The following is a 5,427-nucleotide window of genomic DNA, read 5'->3' on the forward strand; positions in this document are numbered from 1 at the left end:
GGATCAGCTGGATCGCCGAGTCCTCGAGCTTGATGAGATCGTCGAAGGTGAACATCTGGTCGATCACCTTCTGGGCGAGATCGGGATCGGTCTCGCGGATCGCCTCGATCACCACCTGGTCCTGATTCCCGTTCATGAAGTTCAGGATCTCGGCGGCCGTCTTCGAGCCGCCGAGCTTGGACTTCTTCAGCTTGTCGCTGCCGGCCAGCACGCGGCCGAGCACATCGTTGAGTTCGCGCAGGGCGTTCGGCTGGATGCCATCCAGGGTGGCGATCCGCAGCATCACATCATTGCGGGTGCGCTCCGAGAACTGCTGCAGGATCGCGCTGGCATGGTCGCGCTCGAGGTGGACCAGGATGGAGGCGATGATCTGGGGATGCTCGCCGCGGATGAGCTCGCCCACCGAGGCTGCGTCCATCCACTTCAGGCTCTCGATGCCGGAGACGTCACCGCCCTGCAGGATGCGGTCGATCAGCAGGCCGCCGCGCTCCTCGCCCAGCGCCCGGGTGAGCACCGTGCGGATGTACTTGTTGGTGTCGTCCACCAGCATGCCCTGGCCTTCGGTGTCGGCCCGGAAGCGTGCGATGACCTCCTCCACCTTTTCCTTCTTGGTGGTGCGAATGCGGGCCATCGCCTCGCCGACCATCTGCGCCTCCTTGGGCGACAGGTGCTTGAAGACCTCGGCGGCCGACTCCTCGCCCAGAGCGAGCATCAGAATCGCGCTGTCCTGCAGTCCATCCTGGGAAGACACCGGTCATTCCTCCTTGTTCACCCACGCGCGCACGATGTTGGCGACCGCGGCGGGGTTGTCCTTGGCCATCTTGATCACGTCGTCGCGCTGCGGGCTGGGCAGGGCAGGCAGCACGGTGCCCTCCAGCGCCGGTGCGCCGCCCGGGCCGATGCCGGGGCCGGGCGGCGGCAGGGCGAGATCATTGCGCACGGTCTCGCTGATGCGCACCGCCGTGGGCCGGTTGGCCAGCGCCTTCACCGAGGGCCGGATCGCCGCGAAGATCACGATCGCCGCCAGCACCAGCAGGCCGAGGTAGCGCGCGCCTTCGCGGGCCATGTCGATGACGTCGGGCTGCTTCCAGAGCGGCAGCTCGACCGCCTTGGGGGCTTCCTCCAGGGAGAAGGGCGCGTTGACCACATTGATGGAGTCACCGCGGTCCTTGCTGAAGCCGATCGCCTCACGCACCAGCGCATTGACATTCTCGATCTCGGGGGCGGGCAGCGCGGTGAAGCTCACCTTGCCGTTGGTCGCGGTGGCCTTGCGGTGGTTGACCACCACGGCCGCGCTCAGCCGCTTGACCACGCCGCTGCCGGCGCGCGTCACCCGAACGGTCTTGTCCACCTCGTAGTTGGTCACCGCCTCGCGCCGCCCGGCCGCACCCGCGCCGGCAGCACCGGCGGTCTGCAGGGTCTGTGCGGGACCGTTGGCTGGCGCGGCTGCTGCCGCGGGCGGCTGATTGGACAGCGCGCCCGGGATCCCGGATGCCGACTTGTCGGCCGGGTCCTTGGCTTCGACCGTCTGCATGCTGCGCACCGCGGCCTGTTCGCCGCCCTGGTTGGGCTTGTAGAGCTCGGCGGTCTGCTCGCTCTGGGTGAAGTCGATGTCGGCCGACACCTGGGCGCGGATGTTGTCACGGCCATAGATCGGCTCCAGGATCGACAGGATGCGCTGGATGTGGCCGGTTTCCACCTGGCGGATGTAGTTGAGCTGATTGGCGTCGAGCCCGGCTGCCGGCGACTCGCCATTGCTCGACAGCAGCGTGCCGGTCTGGTCAATGACGCTGACCTGCTTCGGGCTCATGTCCGGGATCGACGAGGCCACCAGATGCACGATGCCGGCGACCTGGGCGCGGTCGAGGATGCGTCCGGGATGCAGGTTGAGCAGCACCGAGGCCGAGGCCTTCTGCTGCTCGCGCAGGAAGCCGTTCTGGGTGGGCAGAGCCAGGTGCACCCGGGCTGCCTGCACCACCGGCAGTGACTGGATGGAGCGCGAGAGCTCGCCTTCGAGCCCGCGCTGGAAGTTCAGCCGCTCCTGGAACTGGGTGACGCCGAAGCGCTGGTTCTCCATCAGCTCGAAGCCCACCAGTCCGCCCTTGGGCAGGCCCTGGGAGGCGAGCTTCAGGCGGACATCATGAACCAGGTTGCCCGGCACCAGGATGGCGCCGCCGCCTTCGGCGAACTTGTAGGGCACGTTCATCTGCGAGAGCTGCGCCACCACGGCCCCACCGTCCTTGTCGCCGAGGTTGGCGAACAGCACCTTGTAGTCCGGGGTTCGGGCCCACATCACCGAGGCCACGACAATCGCGATCAGGGCGGCGGCGCCGATGCCCAGCATCGCGATCTGGCGGATCGGCAATGCCGCAAGGCCGCGCGGTCGTTCAATGGCGTCCTGGTCGATCGTGGTATCCATGGGCTGCGGTCACCGGGCTTTGGGGGTTCGACGGCCATTGTCCCGAGAACTTGAGGGTGCTTAACCCGGAAATAGCGCGGTCTTCGGTCGCTATTTCGCCGCTGCGGCGCGGATGCCGTCGATACAGTGGCGCCATGCACCCCCTGGAGAACGACTCATGGATCTGAAACTGCTGCAAGGCCTCGGCAGCGTGGGCGCGGCGGGGCTCGGCCGTGCTCCGGGCGCGGCCGCACCCACCGGTGGTGCGGGTTTCGCGAAGGCGCTCGACTCGGCACTCAAGACCGTCAGCCAGCTGCAGAGCGAGTCCGGCCAGTTGCAGCGGCAGTACCAGCTCGGCGCCGACTCGGTGAGCCTGGAGGACACCATGGTGGCCATGCAGAAGGCGCAGGTCGGTTTTCAGGCCGCGCTCACCGTGCGCAACCGCCTGGTATCGGCCTACACCGACATCATGAACATCCAGGTCTGATGGCGGCAGCCTGAGGAAGCAAATCAGCTTCCGGGGCGTGTGCGCAGCGCAGCCCGCTCGGTCTCGAACACATAGCGCTGCGTGGCCCGTTGGGTCTCGGGGGTCGGGCGATCGAAGACCACGCCCACGCGCAGCGCCTCCGGCTCGGCCTCGTCGGGCTCGTGAATCGCTCTGACCCGCAGATCGCAGGGAATCGGCGCCAGGGCAGGTATCTCAAGACGGCAGTGCGGCCAGAGCTGGTCCAGCAAGGGCCGTGGTAGCGAAACGGGCCAGGCCAGAGCCAGTCCGCCCGCGCTCACATCCAGCACCCGATGGACCCGCTCCCGGCCGACGCCAGGCCGCAGCACGCACAGCGCATGCGCCGGCGCAGGCGGGCGGATGCGAAAGGCCTCGCGCTCCTGCAGTCGCAACAGTCGGTCCGGCCAGGCGAGATGAATCGTGCGCAGGCCTTCGTGAACGGTCACGCGGGCATGCTGCGCATGAAACCGGAGTTGTGCACCGTGCAGTTCGGTGCGGAGCACGGCTCCTTCGAGCGCATCCGGGCCCGGCGGGTTCGCGGGCTCCGGGCTCGACAGCGTCAGGCCGTCGGCGTGGACGCGCAGCCGCAAACCCTCGGCGGGCGACAATGAGATCGGCCCAAGGCTCAGCCGGACCGGCCGCTCCCGAACCATCACTTCGGTCAGGGTGAGCCTGATCTCCTGAGGGTCCGTCACCGGCCGGTAGGCCGCTGTCCGATCGGCCTGGCCCACCGTGAGGCCTTCGGGCAAGGGCTCGGCCCGTGGCATGTGAATCGCGGGGGAGTCCCGATTCAGTTCCAGGCCGCGCGCGCTGATCCCGCGTGGCGAGCGGGCGGGGGCGCAAACATCCGCTCCAGCCCCCGCTGCCAGGGCTCGGCGAGCCGGCGGATCTCGCCGTCGATCAGCAGGATTCTGCGCATGATGCGCAGCTGCTCGCGCCGGGCGGCACCGGCCAGCGGCAGCTGCGCCGCACTGCGCAGCCCGCTGATCAGCGCCTGGCTGGCCGATTGCAGCTCGCTGACCTGTTCCCAGTTGTCGTTGCGGGCCGCAAGCAGCATCGATTCGCAGAGGCTTTCGATCCGCAGATAGTCGGCGAGGGCGGGGGCGGCCTGATCGTCGATCCGGACGGGCGTGTGATGGACGGCGGCCATGTCAGCGCACCGCCAGAGCCAGACGGGCGCCAGTGCTCGCCGCGGGTGCGTCGGCACGGGTTTTCGCGTTCGGAGCGATCTCGCTCCAGGCGCTGGAGATCCTGCCGAGGAGTTCTTCCACCTCATCGAGAATCTCGGGATCGTTGCGCAGGGACGCGGTCAGCAGCCGGCTCATGAGATAGGTGTAGAGCGTACGCAGGTTCTCGGTGAGCTCGCCGCCGCGGTTGTCAAGGCAGGCGCGCAGTCCCTCGTCGACGATGCGGATCACCCGGGTGATCGCCTCGCCCTTGGTCGCATGGTCGTTGCGTGCCATGGCGCTTGCCGCCTTGCGCAGGAACTCGTGCGCACCGTCGAACAGCAGCGCGATCAGCTTGTGCGGCGAGGCATCGGCGATGGCGGTCTCGACGCCAAGCTGGCGGTAGGCGACGGCATTGCTGCGGTAGGGTGCGAACATCGGGCGGCTCCGGTGAGGTCTTGTTTAGGTTATCGGCGCCGCCGCCGCCGGCTTGAGCTTTCCCAAGCGAAGAAATGGCCGGGTAATCACCCGAATTTCGACAGCAGCGAAGTGGCCGCGCCACTGATTTCGCTGATGTTCTTGTTCACGGCCGAATACTGATCGATCAGGCGCTTCTCGATGCTGGTGAGCCGGACCTGGAAGCTGCGCTGCTGGTCGGTCAGCTGGGTCTGGCGGGTCTTGAGCGCATCGGTGGCGGCAGGGATGGCGCCGTCAGAGCCCAGCACACCGGTGATCAGGGTGTCCATCCGGCGCGCTATCCCGATCACGGTCGAGTCGGTGTCGCTGGAGTTGGCAAACAGGTACTTGAGCTTCTCGGGGGTGGCCAGAAAAGGGTCGAGCCGGCTGGTGGAAACCTTCAGCGAGCCATCCCGCTGCACCTCGATCCCGGCATCGGAAAGTCGCGTCAGGGAGCCGCTGGCAAGCGTGGATGACATCGTGTTGCGCAGTTGCCGTTGCAGTCCGATGAAGGTGTTGTTGCCCTGGAGCGGTCCGGCCACCTTGGTCTCGGCGTTGTAGTTGGTGGCAACATTGAGCGTGCTGTTGGCCTCGTTCCAGGCGGTGACGAACTTGTCGATCACGCCGCGCATCGACGAGGTGTTGGTCGCCACCGAGATGCTGGTCGAACCCGTACTGACCTTGCGCAGGTCGAGTGTGACATTCTCGATCGCACCGCTCACGGTGTTGGTGCTCGAGGTGACCGTCAGGCCGCTGATCGTCACCGAGGCATCCTGGGCGGCCTGGGTCTGGGTGAGATTGCGCCCGGCACCCGCGGCGGCGGTCGGGTCGTAGGCCAGCCGCGACAGGCCGGCCACTGAATCGGTGTTCGTGCCGTCGCTGTCGGTGGCCAGCATCCGGAT

Annotated in this window: 7 protein-coding genes; 1 reads left to right on the forward strand and 6 read right to left on the reverse strand. The window is 67.4% G+C overall.

Translation table 11 applies throughout. From position 1 onward, the window contains the following. A partial coding sequence (gene fliG / locus AC2H6A_RS17545; RefSeq protein WP_484275017.1) for a flagellar motor switch protein FliG occupies window positions 1-712 on the reverse strand: 712 nt, incomplete at its 3' end. A gap of 42 nt (window positions 713-754) precedes the next feature. Beyond that, window positions 755-2,419, reverse strand: coding sequence for a flagellar basal-body MS-ring/collar protein FliF (gene fliF / locus AC2H6A_RS17550; RefSeq protein ID WP_484275011.1), 1,665 nt, complete (start codon window positions 2,417-2,419; stop codon window positions 755-757). A gap of 157 nt (window positions 2,420-2,576) precedes the next feature. On the opposite strand from fliF, the gene fliE reads away from it, so the two are divergent. After that, entirely contained in the window at window positions 2,577-2,885 is a 309-nt protein-coding gene (gene fliE, locus AC2H6A_RS17555) for a flagellar hook-basal body complex protein FliE (RefSeq protein ID WP_484275012.1), read from the forward strand. A 23-nt stretch (window positions 2,886-2,908) separates the two neighbouring features. Here the strand turns inward: fliE and AC2H6A_RS17560 are convergent, their stop codons facing one another. From AC2H6A_RS17560 to fliD, 4 genes are all read right to left on the reverse strand, one after another. Continuing rightward, window positions 2,909-3,634: a PilZ domain-containing protein gene (locus tag AC2H6A_RS17560; RefSeq protein WP_484275013.1), complete on the reverse strand. Its 726-nt coding sequence runs from the start codon at window positions 3,632-3,634 to the stop codon at window positions 2,909-2,911. Between the two features lie 59 nt (window positions 3,635-3,693). After that, a complete protein-coding gene (locus AC2H6A_RS17565; protein WP_484275014.1) occupies window positions 3,694-4,053 on the reverse strand; it encodes a flagellar protein FliT in 360 nt (119 codons plus the stop codon). Window position 4,054: 1 nt separating this feature from the next. Further along, complete coding sequence (gene fliS, locus AC2H6A_RS17570) at window positions 4,055-4,507, reverse strand: flagellar export chaperone FliS (RefSeq protein ID WP_484275015.1); 453 nt, start codon at window positions 4,505-4,507, stop codon at window positions 4,055-4,057. An 86-nt stretch (window positions 4,508-4,593) separates the two neighbouring features. Continuing rightward, window positions 4,594-5,427: flagellar filament capping protein FliD (fliD, locus tag AC2H6A_RS17575; protein WP_484275016.1), on the reverse strand; the 834-nt coding region annotated here is incomplete at its 5' end.

Source organism: Quisquiliibacterium sp., from assembly GCF_982640115.1.

Excerpts from the sequence above, each read along its gene's own strand:
- fliF (WP_484275011.1), bottom strand. The coding sequence starts at position 2,419 with ATGGATACCACGATCGACCAGGACGCCATTGAACGACCGCGCGGCCTT.
- AC2H6A_RS17565 (WP_484275014.1), bottom strand. The coding sequence starts at position 4,053 with ATGGCCGCCGTCCATCACACGCCCGTCCGGATCGACGATCAGGCCGCC.
- fliS (WP_484275015.1), bottom strand. The coding sequence starts at position 4,507 with ATGTTCGCACCCTACCGCAGCAATGCCGTCGCCTACCGCCAGCTTGGC.
- fliE (WP_484275012.1), top strand. The coding sequence starts at position 2,577 with ATGGATCTGAAACTGCTGCAAGGCCTCGGCAGCGTGGGCGCGGCGGGG.